Origin of the sequence: Roseivirga sp., from assembly GCF_965216855.1 — a bacterium.
Classification (GTDB): Bacteria; Bacteroidota; Bacteroidia; order Cytophagales; family Cyclobacteriaceae; genus Roseivirga.
Window position 1 is genome coordinate 773742 of the sequence record NZ_OZ244204.1, and the last position, 17003, is coordinate 790744.

Sequence of the window (17003 nt, forward strand, 5' to 3'; positions counted from 1 at the left end):
ATGAGTTTAAAACCAGGCGACAAAGCACCAGCTTTCGAAGGAATCGATCAGGATGGAAACCCTATCAAACTTTCAGACTTTCAAGGCAAAAAGCTAGCCCTTTATTTTTATCCAAAAGACAACACTCCTGGCTGTACTGCTCAGGCATGTAACTTGAGAGATAACTATCAGGCTTTGCTCGATGCCGGTTATGCAGTAGTAGGGATCAGTTCCGATTCAGCTAAAAAGCACACCAACTTTATCAATAAGTTTGAACTTCCCTTCCCCCTGATTGCTGATGAAGACAAAAGCATCCATGAGCAGTTTGGTACCTGGGTAGAAAAACAGATGTATGGCAGAAAATACATGGGAACTGCTCGTACAACATTCATCATCGATGAGAATGGCGTGATTGAAGAGATCATCGAAAAAGTGAAGACCAAAGAACACGCTGCCCAAATTCTAAAATAATTTCACAACCATAAACATTTACTAAGGTGAGTAAAATGAACATTGAAGAGCTTGAACGTGTCACCTCTCAAGTGAGAAGAGACATTGTCAGAATGGTTCACGGAGCAAGCTCAGGTCACCCCGGAGGCTCATTAGGCTGTACCGATTTTTTGGTGGCCCTCTATTTCAACATCATGAACAGAAAAGATTCGTTCGATGCAGACGGAAGAAACGAAGACATCTTCTTCTTGTCTAACGGACATATCTCTCCTGTTTGGTATAGCATTCTTGCCCGTGCCGGTTACTTCGATGTTCATGAGCTATCTACCTTCAGAAAAATTGATTCCAGACTTCAGGGACACCCTGCTACAGAAGAAGGCCTGCCAGGCATCAGAGTAGCATCTGGTTCTCTTGGTCAGGGCCTTTCTGTAGCCTGTGGAGCAGCACAAACCAAAAAACTGAATAGCGAAAGTGATTTGGTTTATATACTGATGGGTGATGGTGAAATTGAAGAAGGACAGGTATGGGAAGCAGCCATGTATGCTGCACACCATAAAATAGACAACCTGATTGCCACCATAGATGTGAACGGTCAGCAAATTGATGGCCCTACCGAAGAAGTAATGTCACTTGGCAACCTAAGAGCTAAGTGGGAAGCTTTCGGCTGGCATGTCATCGAAAGTGAAGGCAACGACATGGCATCTATTGTATCTGTTTTGGAAGAAGCCAAAAAACTCACTGGCAATGGTAAGCCAATTATGAACCTTATGCATACCGAAATGGGCTATGGCGTAGACTTCATGGTTGGAACACACAAATGGCATGGCATTGCTCCTAACGATGAGCAACTAGCCTCTGCCCTATCTCAATTGGAAGAAACTTTAGGCGATTACTAATTCAGCATCATGGCAAAATTCACTTATACTAAAACACAAGACACTAGATCGGGATTTGGTGCAGGCCTGGCTGAACTCGGTAGAACAAACCCCAATGTGGTGGCACTTTGTGCCGACCTGGTGGGGTCACTTAAAATGCAGGACTTCATTGATGAAAATCCTGACAGATTTTTCCAGGTTGGAATTGCCGAGGCTAACATGATGGGCCTGGCAGCAGGTATGACCATTGGAGGCAAGATTCCTTTTACCGGAACTTTCGCCAATTTTTCTACCGGAAGAGTGTATGACCAGATCAGACAGTCTATTGCCTACTCTGGCAAGAATGTTAAAATCTGTGCTTCACATGCCGGATTAACTCTGGGGGAAGATGGTGCAACTCACCAGATTCTGGAGGATATCGGTATGATGAAAATGCTTCCTCACATGACGGTGATCAACCCATGCGACTATAACCAGACGAAGGCCGCTACCATGGCCATAGCAGAGCATGACGGCCCTGTTTACCTTCGCTTTGGGCGTCCGAAGGTGCCAATCTTTACTCCTGAAGATCAGAAGTTTGAAATAGGCAAGGCACTACACCTGATCGAAGGTTCTGATGTTACCATTTTCGCCACCGGACACTTAGTTTGGGAAGCTATTCTGGCAGAAGAAGCTTTAGAAAAAGAAGGCATTAGTGCTGAGGTAATTAATATCCATACGATCAAGCCACTGGATGTTGAGGCCATTATCAAATCCGTGTCTAAGACTGGCTGTGCTGTAACGGCTGAAGAACATCAAATGAATGGTGGATTGGGTGACAGCGTTGCTCAAACTTTAGCGCTGAACCTGCCGGCACCTATTGAAATGGTGGCCGTTAATGATTCATTTGGCGAAAGCGGTGTTCCTGCCGACTTAATGAAGAAGTATGGAATAGATGCTGAAAACATCGTTAAAGCAGCTAAAAAGGCCATTAAAAGGAAATAAGATTTAACAAACGAATAGGAAGCCCTGGCCCAAAAGTCAGGGCTTTTTCATTCATCGACAAAATCCTGCAACTCATCGAAGAATTCTGATAGGCAAATCGCTTAGGTACATCTTTGTGTAAAGGTTAACAACTAAGCAGATGAAGAAATTAAGAGTTTTACTGGTAGAGGATGATGCAATTTCATTAAAGATCTATTCTAAACTATTGAATAGCTGGGGTTACGAAGTACATTATGCCAATGATGGATTCCTGGCCTTACAAATGATGGAAGAGAAGCATTATGATTTATTACTTACCGATAACCAACTCCCATTTCTAAGCGGTATCGAACTGGCCAAAAGAGTAGAATCTACTTATCATAACACCAAAGTGATTATGGTTACAGGAGATGACATCAGTCAGGATACGGCCAATGCACTTACTGTATTGCAAAAACCTGTGATGCCCAGCTATCTGAAACATCAGTTGGAATTAAAACTAGATGAGGTTCAATATTTGAAAACTGCCTAATTGCTAGAAATTCTTGATTAGTAATATCTCCTGCTCTCCGTAATTGAACTGACGAATAACTTCCACAGACTCTTTAAAATCAGAAAGATCTTTCGGGTAAACAAAGTAGTAATCACCCGTGGTCTCATTGGTTTGATATAACGGCTGCTCCCTATCACGTTCCAGATAGAAGACAATGGTTAAGGACATCCTTACATCACCATACCTGAACAGACTCCTTCCTTCAGTAATCTCTGCCATCTCAATACCCGCGACTTTATCTTTAGCAGCACCAGTCGATTTCTCTCTGGTTTGAGGGATAACAGCGGAAAAGCCCAGTCTGAGTACAACCAATACTCCAAGAATAACCAAATAGGGTCTTACTCTTTTCCTGATATGTATGCTTACTAACAAAGCTATGAGAGCCAGACAAACGACACTGATTATCCAAACACCCTCTACCACTTCAAGGCCCGGAACAAAGGGAAGAGCACCGAAAGCCAGTAATAAAACCACTAAATTAAACCAGACGACACCCTTGAGGTAAGTCGTTTTCCACCTGACCTCAGACTGCTGATACATAGCCAGAAGCACGATACAAGCCATTGGGAAAAGTGGATAGATGTAGCGTGACCTACCTTCGGTTGACATCCAGTAAATCAAAAAATTGAACACGAAGATTAACAGCGCATACCACACATACTTATTCTGACGAACTTGTTTCCACTGCTTTTTAGAAAACATCAATGGAATAATAAAAGCGGCAGGTAACAGGTTCTTGGCTGTATCTAAAGGAAATGAGGCAATATGCTTTAACCACTTGACGAACCCTCCTCCTGCAGCCTTATCTGCTGATTCAGCATAAAGGGTAGTCCACCAGCCACTAACGTCTTCATATTGACTGAACATGAAGAAGTACACTACCAGTAATACAGCAAAGGTGGCAATCCCGGTTATATGAGGTAATGAGATCAGCCTTTTGAAATCCTTATTAGCGATAAAGTAGACCAGCAGACTGATGGCGGTATAAGGCAATGCACTCAGTCCCTTGGTAAGAAACCCGATGGCTGTCAGAACATAGACAAATACAAACAGCTTATAATACTTTCTGCTTTCACCGTAGTGAAAGATTAAGAATAGGGAGCAACCGGTAATTAAAGCATAGAACAGGTCAATTTCTCCCAGCGTACTGAAATACACCAGAATATCTAAGCTGATCAAATAGCTCAATGATATAAGCACAGCCAGCATGTTCCCCAAATACTTCTTACTGAAAACATAGGTAAGCAAACCTAGAAGCAAATGGCTCAGTACCGAAAAGAAGCGCGTGGCAAACTCTGTTTCACCAAACAGTTTATAAGAAGCTATAAGCACCCAGTTGTAAAAGGGTGGTTTGCGAAAATAAAGGTCGCCTGTCTGAGTAGGCACCCAATAATTATCACGTTGCATCATTTCCAGGGCAATCAACCCTCTTCTCGGTTCTTCCAGAAAGAGAGGATATATTCCCAGTTGGTAGAAAAAGGCAAATACAAGAAGGCCAAGTAAGCACCAGAGGTAGCTCTTTTCAAACCTGGAGAATCCTTCATTCAGCAACATGTATCAAAACTAATAGATAAGCACAATTGGATAAGCAGAACTTGATTAATTTCGTGCATGGACACTAAGGAAATATTCCTCAAACATGTTGCTCAGACTTCTCCTTTCCCATTGGTCATCGATGTGAGTCATGCTGAGGGATCATATATTTTCGATAAAAGCGGCAATAGATATTTCGACCTGATCTCAGGCATTGCAGTAACCAATATTGGCCACAGACACCCTAAAGTTGTTCAGGCTATCAAAGATCAGTTAGACAGGTATATGCACGTGATGGCATATGGTGAATTTGCTCAGGATGCCCAAAGTGGCCTGGCTAAAGAGCTGGCTCAATTATTACCAGAAACTTTGTCTTGTTCATACTTTGTCAATAGTGGTGCAGAAGCCATTGAGGGGGCTCTTAAACTGGCCAAGCGTGTGACAGGAAGAACTGAAATCATCTCTTGTCATAAATCTTATCATGGCAGTACACATGGTGCTTTGAGCGTTTCCGGCAACGAAACCAAGAAGTATAGATACAGGCCCCTTCTGCCTGACGTCAAGTTCATGCACTTCAATTCAATGGAAGATATTTCCATGATTACTGAGAAAACCGCTGCTGTACTGGTTGAACCGGTTCAGGGTGATGCAGGCGTTAGAATCGGATCACAGGAATTTCTGGAGGGTTTACGTAAGCGTTGCGATGAAACGGGTACTCAATTGATTTTCGATGAAATACAGACAGGTATTGGTAGAACAGGTAAAATGTTTGCCTTTGAACATTACCAGGTAGTGCCAGATATACTGGCACTGGCCAAAGGTCTGGGAGGTGGAATGCCGATTGGATCCTTTATTTCTTCCTATGAGAAAATGCAGCTATTCACTCATGACCCAATTTTGGGCCATATCACCACGTTCGGAGGACACCCCGTGAATTGCGCTGCGGCATGGGCCAATCTTAGAGCTATTCAGGAAGAGCACATGTTAGCCGGGGTAGAAGTAAAGGGACAACTCTTAGAACAAGCTATTCAAACCACAGGAATCAAAGAAATCAGAAGAAAGGGCTTGATGTTGGCTGTTGAATTCGAGTCGGCTGACCTTGTTCAGAAAATTGTTACGGGATGTCTGCAAAAAGGGGTTATCACCTTCTGGTTCCTCTCTTGTCCCGAGAGCTTCAGACTGGCTCCTCCTATTAATATTTCCGACCGGGAACTTAAGGAAGCAGCACAGCTGATAAAGGAAGCAATAGAGGAGAGTATGTAAAACAAAAAACCGCTGTGAAAACACAACGGCCTTTTATGTATATGATCAGACTGTTACAAATTTAACGGGGCATCTCGACTCCGTAGTCGCTTTGCCTTAAGATTTTCACCTTCTCTGCTCCCATCACCACATAGTCTACTCTAAACTTAGACATGTCTTCAATACTACCGTAGCAGACTAACAACTGAGCCTCACAACCGATAGTTATACACTTTTCAACTTCTCTATCCCTAATGGCAATGTTAATAGGCTCGGCATCAGCTCTTGCTAAAACAATGCCAGCATTACCCTGGTCTATCTTTTTAAATGGGTAAATATGATAAGAAGGTCCTAATCTATCTACCTGAAATTTTCTCAGATCCAATTGGTTGAGAGCATCTTCAGCAAGAAGGGTTACATAACCATCTTTAACACCCAATGCTGCATTCTCTACAATTTCACCATTGCCTAAGTGTACATTAGCACCTAGCAACAAGCGGCCTTCTGTTGCTTCCTGATAATTCACCATTGGTGATTCTGCACAGGAAACCGCCATAACAATTGTTAGAATAACCAGAGATAATTTACCTAAGAGTTTCATTTTCTATCATTTTAAAGAGCAATAGCTCTTACGCTGAGTAAAGCCCAGAGGAGTTAGAAAATGATAGGTGTTGTTGGTGTCAGAAGAAAAAGTTGTACTTTTTCCTAACAACAAAATTAACCAATTCTCTCAATAATCAAATTACTATTGGTGTAAATACAGATGTCAGCCGCGATTTTCAGGCTTTCTTCTACAATTTCTTTACTGTCAAGTTGAGGTGCGTGTTTGACCAATGCCTGAGCCGCTGCCTGTGCATACATGCTTCCGGAACCTATGGCTGCAATACCATTATCAGGTTCCAAAACATCACCGGTTCCGGAGAGGATCAGAATATCGTCTTTATCTACCACTATGAGCATTGACTCCAGTTTGCGCAGGTATCTATCCATTCGCCAGTCCTTCGCCAATTCAATAGCAGCACGTTTCATATTGCCTCCATAGGCATTCAGTTTCTCATCAAACCTTTCCAGGAGTGTAAAAGCATCAGCAGTAGAGCCTGCAAAACCGGTAACGATTTTACCCTCTTGCAGCTTCCTGATCTTCTTTACATTACTCTTGGCTACGGTATTCCCCATGGTAGCCTGACCATCTGCACCAATGGAGATTGAACCATTGTGTTTTACAGCCAGGACAGTCGTTGATTTTATTTTTGTCATTTCGATATGCTTATAAACAAATCGTCCCGCTAGAAGCGGGACGTTATATTCAATTTAAACTAGAATTCTCACCGGGTCTTCCAGCAAACTCTTAAAGGTCTGCAAGAATGCCGAACCAACCGCTCCATCTACTACACGGTGATCGCAAGACAAGGTTACTTTCATAATGTTACCTATTGTCAATTGACCATCTTTCACCACAGCGGTCTCTTTAATTCCACCGACAGCCATGATACATGAATCTGGTGGATTAATAATAGCGGTAAACTCATCGATACCAAACATACCCAGATTTGAAATGGTGAAGGTATTCCCCTGCATTTCCTCAGGCTGTAGTTTTTTATTCTTGGCCTTACCTCCTAATTCTTTCACTTCTGCAGAAATGTGAGAAAGGGGCTTGCTATCAGCGAATCTTACTACAGGTACCAATAGTCCCTCATCTACAGCTACAGCCACTCCGATATGTACGTGGTGGTTGATTCTGATTTTATCTTCCAGCCAAGAAGCATTGACCATTGGGTGCTTTCTCAATGCAACTGAGGCCGCCTTAATCACCATGTCATTGAATGAAATCTTCACAGGAGAAATCTCATTCATGCTCTTTCTGGCTTCAATGGCTTTGTCCATGTTAATCTCCATGGTCAGGTAGAAATGTGGAGCCGTAAACTTGCTCTGCGCCAGTCTTTTCGCAATCGTCTTACGCATCTGGCTGACTCTCATTTCTTCGAAGCTTTCTTCGCCAACTACTTTAGGCAGCTCGATGGCAGGAGCCGATTGCTCTGCCTCAGGAGCAGCAGCCGAAGCAGCCTGTTGTGTTGGAACAAAGTTTTCTATGTCTCTCTTAACGATTCTTCCACCATCACCGGAACCCTGAACCTGATTCAGATTGATCCCTTTTTCTTCAGCTAATTTCTTAGCTAAGGGTGAAGCCTTAATTCTGCCATTTGATGACACATTAGAGTCAGTAGTAGCCGCTGAACCAGATTCAGAAGTAGCAGCTGGCGCGGCAGAAGAAGCTGTTTCTTTAGGTGCATCCTCCTCTGGCTCAGCATCATTGCTTCCGCCTTGTGCATCAGCTTTAATGAGTGCTTCATAATCAGCACCTTCTTCTCCCACAATCGCCAGGATACCATTAACTTTCACTGAGTTACCTTCTTCGGCTCCCAGATAAAGTACGGTTCCATCATTGTAAGACTCATATTCCATAGTGGCCTTATCGGTTTCGATCTCAGCCATTAATTCTCCTGATTCAACGCTATCTCCTACTTTCTTATGCCATGCTGCAATAACACCTTCTTCCATGGTGTCACTCATCTTTGGCATTCTTACAATCTCTGCGTTGATATTACTGGTATCTATTTTTTCTGCTGGCGCAGATTCAGTCTTTTCAGCCGGGACATCAGCCTCCTTCTCTTCAGTTGAAGACTCACTACCATTCAAAAGGGACTTATAATCTTCACCTTCTTCACCTACAATAGCAAGAACACCATTCACCGGAACAGCTTCTCCTTCTTCTGCACCGAGATAAAGTACGGTACCCTCATTGAATGATTCATAGTCCATGGTGGCCTTATCTGTCTCGATCTCAGCCATCAATTCTCCTGATTCTACTTTATCACCAACTTTTTTATGCCAAACAGCAATAACACCCTCTTCCATGGTGTCACTCATCTTCGGCATCTTTACAATTTCAGCCATATTGCTTTATCAAAATTTGAGCTCCAAAAATAGGTTTAAAACAATCTATATTCAAATTAAACCAACCAGAATAAACAAGCCTGATGTACTCTATTAGGCTGTCTTCCTAATTATTTACAAACAACTTGTTGAGTATTTGATTCAAAAGCCAATTTTACCGAACTTGGTTCAACTTATTAGTCTATTAAATGCTCCCGAACTACTCAATTGCTTCCGAGGCTCAACTCATTAAAGAACATTTTAGCGTAGAAATTCCTGAAGGACACAAGGGCACCTATAATGCGCAACCTACTGATCTTTTGCCTGTTATTACAAGTGCTGACCCGGACATGCTGAATTATTACCATTGGGGCATTACCCCTTCATTTACCAAAAGTAAAGGCGTAAGTCATAAGTTGTTGTTTGCTCCAGTGGAAGACATTTTAAATAAGGCTTCTCAAAGGAAAAGTCTTAAGCAGCAGCGTTGTATTATTCCTGCTGATAGTTTTTATTACTGGAAAGACCTGGGTAAAAAAGAGCAGGTACCTTACAGGTTTTATCTGTCAAACAATTCTCTTTTCAGCATTGCAGGCATTTGGGATTCTTTCGAGAATGAGGAAGGCGAGCAGGTTAATACTTTTATGATGCTGACCACAAAGGCTAATTCAGATATCAATGATGTATCTGAGAGAATGCCGGCTCTTCTGAACGATGACTTGTTGGTGGAATGGCTAAATGATTCTAATACGGCTGAAAGCATTCTGGAGTACGTAGTACCTTTCAATGATGAAGCCATTAAGAGCTATACCATTAACCCTAAACTGGCTGATCCACAATTTAACAATGCTGATTTGTGGCAGAAGGTACCACCGGCCAATCAATTCGGAAACCTGACCTTATTCAATTAGTCGACCTGATTATTCAGCTCGACTTTTACATTCTCCAGCTTGATATCTGAAACCAGACGAAGCTTGTCAGTGGTATAGGCATAATCAAGCTCCTGAGCCGGATAATCTTCGTCAATAGTGTAGTTTCTATAGTCCTGAAAACGGATTCCTTCTACTTCCCGGGCATTATATGCTTCTCTGAACCTTACTCCTCCTCCATTGATATTGAAGGAATAAGCCAGGTAATCCATAGTGAACCGTTCTTTATGTATCCAATAGACATACACGTTTTCAAAGTCTTCTTTTTCGCCCCCCATTTCTCCATAGGTGATTTCCACTTTATAGTAGGGCTCCCCTTTAATTTCTACCGAACGCATCAATTGACGGTTTACAACAGGGTCATCCAGGTTAAAAGGCAACAGAGCAAAATAGATCACGGAATTTGTGGCAGTTCTATAAGTCTGCATGGACTCACGATCGAGATGAATCTCTTTTTCATCGATCATTCTCTTGAACTTCTTATTTGACCAAATGTCAGTTACCCAGCCGTTTTCTGACTGAAAGGTTCTTTCATAAACATATTCACCATTGGTAATCTTGGCTCGGTAATGCCTGTTTCTGAAATCGAATTGCACCTCCATATTGTCATACCGATCTCCCCCATGAGCGTCAACTGCCTTTTCAATCACCTGATCTACAGTCAGTTCTTCTGACTTCTGTCCACAACTATAAATAGACAGTAAGGTAATGGCCAGTAAATAATGGATACCGCTCTTTTTCATTTCACTCAAACAACTTCCGAACACTGATACGAATATGCCTCCTGGATGTTTCCGTTTTTACAAACCCCAATCTTACACTAAAATTTAATGTGCAACTAGCTATTCATTGTAAATGTTAGGGATTACATATTTTAATGGCGACATAAAAAAACTAATGGTTGTGAAGTGGCACTGACAATAGCGGTTTAACTAATATTTGTAAATTGGTCGCCACCAAATAGCAAGAATACACCGAAATGGAGGGTTTCGGCAAATGCTCAAACATAAAATTCATCACCTGTGAAAAACTCGAAGATTGTCGGATTGGGACACTATGTTCCTGAGAATGTGGTCAAAAACAGTGACCTGGAAAAAATCATGGATACGAACAATGAATGGATTGTTGAACGTACCGGTATTGAGGAGAGAAGATGGTTTAACCCGGAAAAGGACACTGTATCCAATATGGCTACCCGGGCCACTCATATGGCTTTGGAACGAGCTCAAATGGATGTTAAAGAAATAGACTTTATTGTCTTTGCCACCATTACTCCGGATTATTTCTTTCCCGGATCAGGTGTCTTACTCCAAAGAGAACTAGGCCTTCAAGGTATTGGAGCCCTTGACATCAGAAACGCCTGTTCTGGTTTCATCTATGCCTTATCCATTGCCGATCAGTTTATAAAAACAGGCATGTATAAAAACGTATTAGTGGTTGGTGCCGAAATACAATCTTCTGCTCTGGACAAGTCTACAGAGGGTCGTTCCAGCTCTGTCATTTTTGCGGATGGTGCCGGTGCTGCCATTCTTCAGGCAACCGATGAGAAAAAGGGCATACTTTCCACTCATCTTCATGCTGATGGCGATTATGCGGAAGAGCTTTATGTAAAAGATCCGGGATCGAGCAGACAGGTAAGGCTTTCGAAAGAGCTGCTGGATGGAAAAACATTTAACCTTACCATGAATGGCAATGCCGTATTCAAGCATGCGGTAGTCCGGTTCAGTGAAGTGATTAAAGAGGCTCTGGAGCAAAATGGTCATGTACCGGAAGACATAGATCTATTGGTGCCGCATCAGGCTAACCTGAGGATCAGCAACTTTGTCCAGAAACAGTTTAATCTGCCTGATGAAAAGGTATTTAACAACATAATGAAGCTTGGTAATACTACCGCAGCTTCTATTCCTATTGCCATGAGTGAGGCATGGGAAGCAGGTAAAATCAAAGAGGGCGACCTAATCTGTCTTGCCGCTTTTGGAAGTGGCTTTACCTGGGCATCAGCATTGATTCGTTGGTAATGCTTAATGATCAGGAAGTCGAATTCCTTCAAGCCAAAGATTACTTTCTTCTGAAAAGAAAGGTAGATGAACAGGTAAACAAATTGCTCTACGATGTTCAGCAGTCATTGCTAAGCAATTGGAAGAACAAAACCGATTGGTTCATCCCAGAAGAAGCCTCACCCATACCCGGGAAGGTAAGCAGGGGTTACAACTATAAAGGCTTTCCCTATCAGGTATTCGACTTTCCCTCTACCTTTGGCGATGAAGGTATTTTCAGTTTCAGAGTTATAGTCTGGTATGGTAATTTCTTTTCATGCAATCTGATTCTGACTGAAAAATTCATTCCTTTTTACAGAGACAAATTAAGTGAGTTGACCAATAGTAAAGTGGGGCTTATCGTTGACGAAAACATCTGGGAAACAGACACTTCTCATCTACACACCTTAGAGCTTAATTCTAATAATCTTTACCTGGCAGAAGATTATTTCACAAAAAACAAATCAATAAGGCTCTTCAAACAGTTTAATATGAACCAAATTAAGGCTCTCCATCGTTTGAGCATTGAGTGTTTTAATGAATGGCTTTCAAAATGAATTGGCTTAATATTTGTTAAAAATAGGCCAATCTCAACCTCCAAAACCTATGTGGCAAGTAAGACGCACTTTCACAATTTTTATACTACTCCTTACTGCACTTTCCCTAAAAGGGCAAGATGCTTTCAACCTGATATACCCGTCAGAAGACCAGAACCTCATCTTTAAAGGAGAGACTAAGAACGGCCTGAAGGAAGGACTTTGGGTGGCCTACAACGAAGACAGCAGCTATATACATCGCGGAAACTACATTAACGGACAAAGGACCGGCTACTGGAATATTTTCATTGATATGATGGAAAGAGCCCGTCTTAGCTATAGAAATGACACCTTAAATGGTGCTTACTATCTTTTCTATGAAAGTCGTGTAATAGCCGCCAAAGCCAATTTTGCTGATGGTCAATTGAATGGTCAATGGGAATCATTCAGAGAAGACTCTTCTCTTTTGGAGAGAGGAGACTTTAAAGATGGAAAGAAAGAAGGCCTTTGGTCAGGCTTCCATAGAAATGGAAATAGGGAATTCATTTCCAATTATGAAAATGATCAGTTAGATGGACAATATACCACGTACGATGAGTTTGGTGTCATGACCGTGGAGACCTATTATAAAAAGGGCCTTTTACATGGAGATTGGAAGAAGTTCGATTATGATGGCATGGTCATCGAAAAAGGACAATTTGTAAATGGAGAAAGAGATGGTACCTGGGAATATTTCTATGGTCCTAACTTTGAAGCAGCGATTGAATATTATAATGAGGGAAAAAGAACCGGTACATGGATCACCTATCATTTCAATGGAAGAAAGGCTTCTGAAATCACATACCAAAACGATGAGCCAGTGGGTGAAGCAACCACCTGGCATGCCAACAGAAAAGTAGAATCTGTTACCTATTACAAATATGGTTTGGCCGATAGCCTATACCAGCAATACTATGACAATGGAGTATTGAGCACAGAAGGTAATTACAGCCTTGGCCTCAAGACGGGCCCATGGAAATTCTTCCATGAAAATGGCATGATCTCAGACCTCGGCCGATATGCCAAAGACAAAAGGATCGGAAACTGGAAATCCTTCAGCAATGAAGGTACTCTGATTGCAGAAGGAGCCTATCAGGACGATCAGGAATTGGGTCAATGGTTTTACTACTATGGAAATGGTAAGCTTGAATCGATAGGAAGCTACGAAAAAGGTGAAAAAGATGGCCTCTGGGGATACTTCCACCAAAATGGCTCGACCATGAAAGAAGAGACATGGAAAAACGGAAAGCTCCTCACACTGACGGATTACACTGATGAACGAGGCAGAAGCCATTCCTCGGGCACACTGAAAGAGGGCAATGGAAAAGTGATCAACTATTATGCTGATGGCGAGAAATACTCTGAAGGAAACTATAGTAATGGTTTACCTAACGGCACCTGGAGATTCTATGACAACAAAGGCCGCCTGCTTACCAGTGGTGAGTTAAGAAACGGAATAAAGGAAGGGCCCTGGCAAATTTATTCCAGATATGGCACTGTAACAGAAGTTGAAATCTACGAAAACGGTGAATTGAAAAACACAGCTGAGCAGAATTAAAGAACAATTCCTTCAACAGCCTGTTATGCTCAAAAAAAGATATGCCTTGGTTCAAAAGAAAATCAGAAAAAGAGAAACTTCAGGAAAAGTACTCCAAACTTATTGAAGAGTCTTACAAGCTTTCCCATACAGATAGAAAAGCCAGCGATCTCAAAGCGGCTGAAGCTAATGAATTGCTTCAAAAGATTGAATCAATGGATTAATCCTTGGCTTTCAGTTCATCCATTAAGCTCAATAATTCTTTTTTAATCAACACAGACTCATTCCAGGGCAGGAAATGGTTCTGCCCTTCCAGCATAATGAGTTTGTGAGGAGCATTGACTAGAGCACTATCGGCAAAAGGACCATTACCCGGGTCCACCAAACTATCGGAAGTACCCTGAATTGTTATGGTATTTGCTTCCACTCCTTGCCACAAAGGAAGCATAAACTCCAGCTCTTCTTCCAGGAACACGAGTTCTTCATTTGATATTCTGAAAATCTTAGGAGCGATGGCACCAATGACTGGCCACCTCATGGGCTTTCTGAACCAATCTTCATCAGGTTCAAGAGCCGGATCTAAGGCAGGTGCCAGTAGAATCATACCGTCCACTAACTCCGGATAGTCCATAGCCAGACGAACCGCAATAGGACCTCCCAAAGAATGTCCGATCAGAATTCTCGGTGATTGGGCAGCTTCCAGTATTGGCTTTAGCAATCGGGCCTGTTCTTCCAAAGAGCGGACTGGCCTGGCATAACTTGATTTTCCAAAGCCCGGTCGGTCAGGCGAAATGATCTCGGCTCTATTATAGAGTGTGCTATCGGCAAAGTAGTCGATAAAAGCATCCCAGGAACCTGGTGTACCGTGGATAAAGATAAAAGCCCCCTCTTCCCCTATCGCCAGTTTCTCATAGTGCATCTCATACCCGTCTACATCATAAAATACTTCTTCAGGCTTCACTGCTTTGTCAGCAAAGTATTTTTCTACCTCCTTGTCAGACATAGAGAAACTGATACAGCTGCTCACTACCTGTGAGAAAACAATAAATAAAACGAACACGCTGAGGCAGCCTATCCTTACCTTTTTTCCAGCTTTCATGCTAAGACAGATTTGATGTAAAATAAAAAACCACTTTCAAACGAAAGTGGTTTTTTAAATCTATGTTGTCAGCTTCTTATCTTAAGAATAACATTTCTCTGTATTTCAGCAATGGCCATGCTTCATCATCAAGAATACCTTCTAATCGGTCTACCGCTTCTCTGATAACATCGAAGTAAACTCCCTTGATCTGATCGCAGTAAGCAATTGCTCTTTCTCTTGACTCCTCAATGTTGTTCACCTCTCCTCTGACATCGTTCATCGCCTGAACATTCTTCTGGATAGTCACAATTTGGGCATTAATCTTCTCAAGGATTGACTTGATGTGGTCTATATCCAAACCAAACTCAGCCAGACCTTTAGCATTCTGCATCAGTTTATTCTGATAGCTAACAGCAGCAGGCACTACCTGAGCCATAGCAATCTCAGAAATCAAACGGGCTTCGATCTGAATTTTCAGGATATAGTTCTCAAGTTGAATTTCATTTCTGGCTTCCAACTCAATTGAAGACATAACTCCAAACTCTTCGAATATGCCTTTCGCCTCATTGGTTACATAAGCATCAAGTGCACGAGGAGTGTCTTTTACATTCGGCAAACCTCTCTTAGCTGCCTCATCTTCCCACTCCTGAGAGTATCCATCACCTTCGAATCTTACCGGCTTAGAGGTTTTAATATACTCTCTTAGCACATTAACAATAGCGATTTTCTTGTCTTCGCCTTTATTAATTCTGTCAGTAACCACTTTGTAGAACTCTTTCAACTGCTTAGCCATAATCAGGTTAAGTACAGTCATTGGTTCTGCAACGTTTTGGTTTGAACCTACCGCTCTGAACTCAAACTTATTACCAGTGAAGGCAAATGGAGATGTTCTGTTTCTATCAGTATTGTCAAGTATAATCTGAGGGATTTTATCGATACCCAACTTCATATACATGTTCTCCCCTTTATCTACTTTAATATTACCGTTGTTCTCCAGTTCATCAAGCACCGCCGTAAGATCAGAACCAAGGAAAACAGACATGATAGCCGGAGGAGCCTCATTGGCACCAAGTCGGTGGTCGTTTCCTGCAGAAGCAATACTAGCTCTCAACAAACCAGCATTCTCATGAATAGCCTTAACAGTGTTTACCAGGAAGGTAAGGAACTGAAGGTTCTCTCTTGCACTTGAACTTGGCTGGAATACATTAACACCATTAGAGGCAATTAATGACCAGTTATTGTGTTTTCCACTACCGTTTAATCCGGCAAATGGTTTTTCGTGGAACAATACTTTAAGATCATGTCTTTCAGCTACTCGATTCATCACGTCCATCATCAATGAGTTGTGATCAGTAGCTACGTTGATATCTTCAAAGATTGGAGCCACTTCGAACTGAGCCGGAGCCACCTCATTGTGTCTGGTTGATACCGGAATACCCAGTTTCAAACACTCAATCTCAAAATCTTTCATGTAGTTGTAAACACGGCTTGGAATCGATCCGAAGTAGTGATCATCCAACTGCTGACCTCTTGCAGGGTGACGACCGAAAACGGTACGTCCTGCCATAACAAGGTCAGGTCTTGCATTGAACATGGCTTTATCGACTACAAAGTACTCCTGTTCACAACCTAATGAAGCACTTACTCTGTTTACATTTCTATCGAATAGTTGACACACTTTAGTCGCAGACTTATCTACTGCTTCAACCGCTTTTAACAACGGTGCCTTATAATCTAATGCCTCACCAGTGTATGACACGAAAATGGTAGGGATACACAGCGTTCTACCCCAAATAAAGATTGGAGAACTCGGATCCCAGGCAGTATAGCCTCTGGCTTCGAAAGTTGAACGAATACCTCCGTTCGGGAATGAAGAGGCATCAGGCTCCTGCTGAATCAGCTCACTTCCTTTAAAAACCTCAATACCCTTGTGTGCATCGAAGAAAGAGTCATGTTTCTCAGCTGTTGCTCCAGTGAGTGGCTGGAACCAGTGAGTGTAGTGTGTAGTACCTTTAGAAATAGCCCATGTCTTAACCGCAGATGCTACTTCGTTAGCAGTTTCAACATCGATTTTCTTACCTTTCTTAATGGCACTTTCAACCTTTTTAAAGGTATCTGGAGCAAGAGTGGCTTTCATCTTCTCCATAGTGAAGACTTCTTCTGCAAAGAAATCTGAAATCTTGTCTGCCGGAGCAAAAACTCGATCAGTTGTTCTCTGCTGAACAATGTTTAGGGCACGTTGGCGCTGATTCGACATATCTGTTGACTTTTGTGTTTTAAATTCACATCGAAATTAGTACAAAAACGTAAATCGACCTT

The 17003-nt window shown here is 42.1% G+C and carries 17 protein-coding genes; 10 read left to right on the forward strand and 7 right to left on the reverse strand.

Annotated elements, in window-relative coordinates:
* The 4 genes from bcp (at nt 1) to ACOOEY_RS03395 (ending at nt 2799) form a co-directional block, all read left to right on the forward strand.
* Nucleotides 1-450 carry a thioredoxin-dependent thiol peroxidase gene (gene bcp / locus ACOOEY_RS03380; RefSeq protein WP_420387266.1) on the forward strand — a complete coding sequence of 150 codons (450 nt, stop codon included), beginning with the start codon at nt 1-3 and terminating at the stop codon, nt 448-450.
* Between the two features lie 35 nt (nt 451-485).
* A complete protein-coding gene (locus tag ACOOEY_RS03385) occupies nt 486-1325 on the forward strand; it encodes a transketolase (RefSeq protein WP_420388630.1) in 840 nt (279 codons plus the stop codon).
* A 9-nt stretch (nt 1326-1334) separates the two neighbouring features.
* Nucleotides 1335-2288 carry a transketolase family protein gene (locus tag ACOOEY_RS03390; protein ID WP_420387267.1) on the forward strand — a complete coding sequence of 318 codons (954 nt, stop codon included), beginning with the start codon at nt 1335-1337 and terminating at the stop codon, nt 2286-2288.
* A gap of 139 nt (nt 2289-2427) precedes the next feature.
* The gene (locus ACOOEY_RS03395; RefSeq protein WP_420387268.1) at nt 2428-2799 is read left to right on the forward strand and encodes a response regulator; all 372 of its coding nucleotides are present in this window, start codon (nt 2428-2430) and stop codon (nt 2797-2799) included.
* Between the two features lie 3 nt (nt 2800-2802).
* Here the strand turns inward: ACOOEY_RS03395 and ACOOEY_RS03400 are convergent, their stop codons facing one another.
* Entirely contained in the window at nt 2803-4374 is a 1572-nt protein-coding gene (locus tag ACOOEY_RS03400) for an ArnT family glycosyltransferase (protein ID WP_420387269.1), read from the reverse strand.
* Between the two features lie 57 nt (nt 4375-4431).
* Between ACOOEY_RS03400 and ACOOEY_RS03405 the strand changes: the two genes are divergently transcribed.
* Nucleotides 4432-5616 (forward strand): aspartate aminotransferase family protein, encoded by a 1185-nt coding sequence (locus ACOOEY_RS03405; RefSeq protein ID WP_420387270.1) that lies wholly within the window; start codon nt 4432-4434, stop codon nt 5614-5616.
* A gap of 61 nt (nt 5617-5677) precedes the next feature.
* Here the strand turns inward: ACOOEY_RS03405 and ACOOEY_RS03410 are convergent, their stop codons facing one another.
* The 3 genes from ACOOEY_RS03410 to ACOOEY_RS03420 form a co-directional block, all read right to left on the reverse strand.
* Nucleotides 5678-6196: a hypothetical protein gene (locus ACOOEY_RS03410; RefSeq protein ID WP_420387271.1), complete on the reverse strand. Its 519-nt coding sequence runs from the start codon at nt 6194-6196 to the stop codon at nt 5678-5680.
* Between the two features lie 116 nt (nt 6197-6312).
* Nucleotides 6313-6852 (reverse strand): ATP-dependent protease subunit HslV, encoded by a 540-nt coding sequence (gene hslV / locus ACOOEY_RS03415; protein ID WP_420387272.1) that lies wholly within the window; start codon nt 6850-6852, stop codon nt 6313-6315.
* A gap of 54 nt (nt 6853-6906) precedes the next feature.
* A complete protein-coding gene (locus ACOOEY_RS03420) occupies nt 6907-8550 on the reverse strand; it encodes a pyruvate dehydrogenase complex dihydrolipoamide acetyltransferase (protein WP_420387273.1) in 1644 nt (547 codons plus the stop codon).
* A 188-nt stretch (nt 8551-8738) separates the two neighbouring features.
* On the opposite strand from ACOOEY_RS03420, the gene ACOOEY_RS03425 reads away from it, so the two are divergent.
* Nucleotides 8739-9437 carry an SOS response-associated peptidase gene (locus ACOOEY_RS03425; protein ID WP_420387274.1) on the forward strand — a complete coding sequence of 233 codons (699 nt, stop codon included), beginning with the start codon at nt 8739-8741 and terminating at the stop codon, nt 9435-9437.
* Here ACOOEY_RS03425 and ACOOEY_RS03430 read toward each other — a convergent pair.
* Nucleotides 9434-10198 (reverse strand): DUF6503 family protein, encoded by a 765-nt coding sequence (locus ACOOEY_RS03430; protein ID WP_420387275.1) that lies wholly within the window; start codon nt 10196-10198, stop codon nt 9434-9436. The genes ACOOEY_RS03425 and ACOOEY_RS03430 overlap by 4 nt on opposite strands.
* Nucleotides 10199-10477: 279 nt before the next feature.
* Between ACOOEY_RS03430 and ACOOEY_RS03435 the strand changes: the two genes are divergently transcribed.
* From ACOOEY_RS03435 to ACOOEY_RS03450, 4 genes are read left to right on the forward strand one after another with little or no spacing between them, the layout of a single operon-like run.
* A complete protein-coding gene (locus ACOOEY_RS03435) occupies nt 10478-11473 on the forward strand; it encodes a 3-oxoacyl-ACP synthase III family protein (RefSeq protein ID WP_420387276.1) in 996 nt (331 codons plus the stop codon).
* Nucleotides 11473-12048, forward strand: a complete 576-nt coding sequence (locus ACOOEY_RS03440; protein ID WP_420387277.1) for a hypothetical protein — start codon at nt 11473-11475, stop codon at nt 12046-12048. Before ACOOEY_RS03435 ends, ACOOEY_RS03440 begins: the two co-directional genes overlap by 1 nt.
* 49 nt (nt 12049-12097) lie before the next feature.
* The gene (locus ACOOEY_RS03445; RefSeq protein WP_420387278.1) at nt 12098-13624 is read left to right on the forward strand and encodes a toxin-antitoxin system YwqK family antitoxin; all 1527 of its coding nucleotides are present in this window, start codon (nt 12098-12100) and stop codon (nt 13622-13624) included.
* A gap of 41 nt (nt 13625-13665) precedes the next feature.
* Nucleotides 13666-13827 carry a Lacal_2735 family protein gene (locus tag ACOOEY_RS03450; RefSeq protein WP_420387279.1) on the forward strand — a complete coding sequence of 54 codons (162 nt, stop codon included), beginning with the start codon at nt 13666-13668 and terminating at the stop codon, nt 13825-13827.
* Here the strand turns inward: ACOOEY_RS03450 and ACOOEY_RS03455 are convergent.
* Together ACOOEY_RS03455 and ACOOEY_RS03460 are read right to left on the reverse strand one after the other, a co-directional pair.
* A complete protein-coding gene (locus ACOOEY_RS03455; RefSeq protein WP_420387280.1) occupies nt 13824-14702 on the reverse strand; it encodes an alpha/beta fold hydrolase in 879 nt (292 codons plus the stop codon). The genes ACOOEY_RS03450 and ACOOEY_RS03455 overlap by 4 nt on opposite strands.
* A 76-nt stretch (nt 14703-14778) precedes the next feature.
* Nucleotides 14779-16941 (reverse strand): glutamine synthetase III, encoded by a 2163-nt coding sequence (locus ACOOEY_RS03460; protein ID WP_420387281.1) that lies wholly within the window; start codon nt 16939-16941, stop codon nt 14779-14781.
* Nucleotides 16942-17003 lie beyond the last annotated feature (62 nt).

Coding starts and splice junctions, on each gene's coding strand:
- ACOOEY_RS03445 (WP_420387278.1), top strand. CDS start 12,098: ATGTGGCAAGTAAGACGCACTTTCACAATTTTTATACTACTCCTTACT.
- ACOOEY_RS03440 (WP_420387277.1), top strand. CDS start 11,473: ATGCTTAATGATCAGGAAGTCGAATTCCTTCAAGCCAAAGATTACTTT.
- ACOOEY_RS03420 (WP_420387273.1), bottom strand. CDS start 8,550: ATGGCTGAAATTGTAAAGATGCCGAAGATGAGTGACACCATGGAAGAG.
- ACOOEY_RS03400 (WP_420387269.1), bottom strand. CDS start 4,374: ATGTTGCTGAATGAAGGATTCTCCAGGTTTGAAAAGAGCTACCTCTGG.
- hslV (WP_420387272.1), bottom strand. CDS start 6,852: ATGACAAAAATAAAATCAACGACTGTCCTGGCTGTAAAACACAATGGT.
- ACOOEY_RS03405 (WP_420387270.1), top strand. CDS start 4,432: ATGGACACTAAGGAAATATTCCTCAAACATGTTGCTCAGACTTCTCCT.
- ACOOEY_RS03455 (WP_420387280.1), bottom strand. CDS start 14,702: ATGAAAGCTGGAAAAAAGGTAAGGATAGGCTGCCTCAGCGTGTTCGTT.
- ACOOEY_RS03430 (WP_420387275.1), bottom strand. CDS start 10,198: ATGAAAAAGAGCGGTATCCATTATTTACTGGCCATTACCTTACTGTCT.
- bcp (WP_420387266.1), top strand. CDS start 1: ATGAGTTTAAAACCAGGCGACAAAGCACCAGCTTTCGAAGGAATCGAT.
- ACOOEY_RS03460 (WP_420387281.1), bottom strand. CDS start 16,941: ATGTCGAATCAGCGCCAACGTGCCCTAAACATTGTTCAGCAGAGAACA.
- ACOOEY_RS03425 (WP_420387274.1), top strand. CDS start 8,739: ATGCTCCCGAACTACTCAATTGCTTCCGAGGCTCAACTCATTAAAGAA.
- ACOOEY_RS03390 (WP_420387267.1), top strand. CDS start 1,335: ATGGCAAAATTCACTTATACTAAAACACAAGACACTAGATCGGGATTT.
- ACOOEY_RS03385 (WP_420388630.1), top strand. CDS start 486: ATGAACATTGAAGAGCTTGAACGTGTCACCTCTCAAGTGAGAAGAGAC.
- ACOOEY_RS03395 (WP_420387268.1), top strand. CDS start 2,428: ATGAAGAAATTAAGAGTTTTACTGGTAGAGGATGATGCAATTTCATTA.
- ACOOEY_RS03450 (WP_420387279.1), top strand. CDS start 13,666: ATGCCTTGGTTCAAAAGAAAATCAGAAAAAGAGAAACTTCAGGAAAAG.
- ACOOEY_RS03410 (WP_420387271.1), bottom strand. CDS start 6,196: ATGAAACTCTTAGGTAAATTATCTCTGGTTATTCTAACAATTGTTATG.